Origin of the sequence: Halomonas maura, from assembly GCF_030409305.1 — a bacterium.
GTDB lineage: Bacteria > Pseudomonadota > Gammaproteobacteria > Pseudomonadales > Halomonadaceae > Halomonas > Halomonas maura.
On record NZ_JAUFPQ010000028.1, the window covers coordinates 1 to 1,798 of the forward strand.

Sequence of the window (1,798 nt, forward strand, 5' to 3'; positions counted from 1 at the left end):
AGGCCGATCTCGGCACCGGCCTCGCCGAGCAGCGTGCGGGCTTCCTGCATGTCGGCGGCATGGCGCGGGAAGGACACCGCCAGGTAGTCCACGCCGATGGCGATGGCGGTCTCGAGGTCGGCCTTGTCCTTGTCGGTCAGCGCCGGCGCCGAGAGGCCGCCGCCCTGCTTGTTGATGCCCTTGTTATTGGACAGGGCGCCGCCCACCACCACGCGGGTGTGGATGGCGCTGCCGTCGACCCGCTCGACGTCGAGCACCACCCGGCCATCGTCGAGCAGCAGGCGGTCGCCGGCGGCCACGTCGTCGGCCAGGGCCTGGTAGTCGCAGCCGACCCGCTCGGCGTCACCGGCCTCGCCGTCGAGGGCCATGTCGATCACGAAGGGCGCGCCCTCGGCGAGCTCGACGGCGCCGTCGCGGAAGCGGGCGATGCGGATCTTGGGCCCCTGCAGGTCGCCCAGGGCGGCGACGCTGCGCCCCTGGCGGGCGGCGATCTCGCGCACCGCGGCGAGCCGGCGGCGGTGGTCGTCCGCCGAGCCGTGGGAGAAGTTGAGGCGCACCACGTCGACGCCGGCGGCGATCATCTGCTCGAGCACGCCCTCCCGGTCGCTGGCGGGACCCAGGGTGGCGACGATCTTGGTGCGGCGGACCGGCTCGTGGATCGGGGCATGGGGCGGCAGTGTCGTCATGAGCTCCTCGGCAGTACCAGGATGGCACGAAAGTCGTTGACGTTGGTGCGCGTCGGCCCGGTCATGATCAGGTCGTCCAGCGCCTCGAAGAAAGTATAAGCGTCATTGCGGGATAGATAGGCGTCCGGGTCAAGGCCGAGCGAGCGCATGCGCGCCCAGCAGGCCGGGCCGAACACGGCGCCGGCGTTGTCCTCGGAGCCGTCGATGCCGTCGGTGTCGATGGCCAGGGCATGGATGCCCTCGGCGCCCTCCAGGGTGTCGAACAGGCCGAGCAGGTATTCGACGTTGCGCCCGCCACGACCGTCCCCCTTGACCGTCACGCTGGTCTCGCCGCCGGACAGGATCACAAGCGGCCGGGTGAGGCCGTCCTGGGCAGCCAGGGCCATGCGGCCCTGGGCCCTGCCCAGCTCGCGGGCCTCGCCCTCGAGGTCGTCGCCCAGCAGACGCACCTCGACGCCATCGTCCTCGGCGGCCGCACGGGCGGCGGCCAGGGCGTCGCGGGCACGGGCCAGGATCTCGCTCTGGTCCCGGGCGAAGGCCGGGTCCTCGGGGTGTGGCGCCTCGCTGTTGGCCTGCAGTTGACGGCGCACCGCAGCGGAGATCTCGATGCCATGACGCTCGAGGATCGCCAGGGCCTCGGCGGGGGTGCTGGCATCCGGCAGGGTCGGCCCGGAGGCGATCAGCGAGGCCTCGTCGCCGGGGACGTCGGAGATCAGCCAGGTCAGCACCCGGGCCGGGTGCGCGGCGGCCGCCAGCCGGCCGCCCTTGATGGCCGACAGGTGCCGGCGCACGGTATTGATCTCGCGGATGGGCGCACCGCTTCTTAGCAGCGCCTTGTTGATGGCCTGCTTCTCGGCAAGCCGGATGCCGGGCGCGGGCAGGGTCATCAGCGCCGAGCCGCCGCCGGAGATCAGGGCGATGACGAGGTCGTCCTCGCCCAGGTCCGCGACGGCCTCGAGCATCCGCCGGGCGGCCTGCTCGCTCAGGTCATCGGGCATGGGGTGCGAGGCCTCGAGGACCTCGATATGGCGACACTCGGCGCCATGGCCGTAGCGGGTCACCACCAGGCCGGACAGCGGCGCCTCGGGATGGCGCGCCTGCCAGGCGCGTTC

General features: G+C 72.6%; 2 protein-coding genes. Both read right to left on the minus strand.

Annotation, left to right across the window (positions count from 1 at the left end):
- Positions 1–686 (minus strand): pyruvate kinase (locus tag QWY76_RS18135; RefSeq protein WP_290312890.1); only part of this gene is annotated, 686 nt, incomplete at its 3' end.
- A partial coding sequence (locus QWY76_RS18140; protein ID WP_290312891.1) for a glycerate kinase type-2 family protein occupies positions 683–1,798 on the minus strand: 1,116 nt, incomplete at its 5' end. The genes QWY76_RS18135 and QWY76_RS18140, both read right to left, overlap by 4 nt.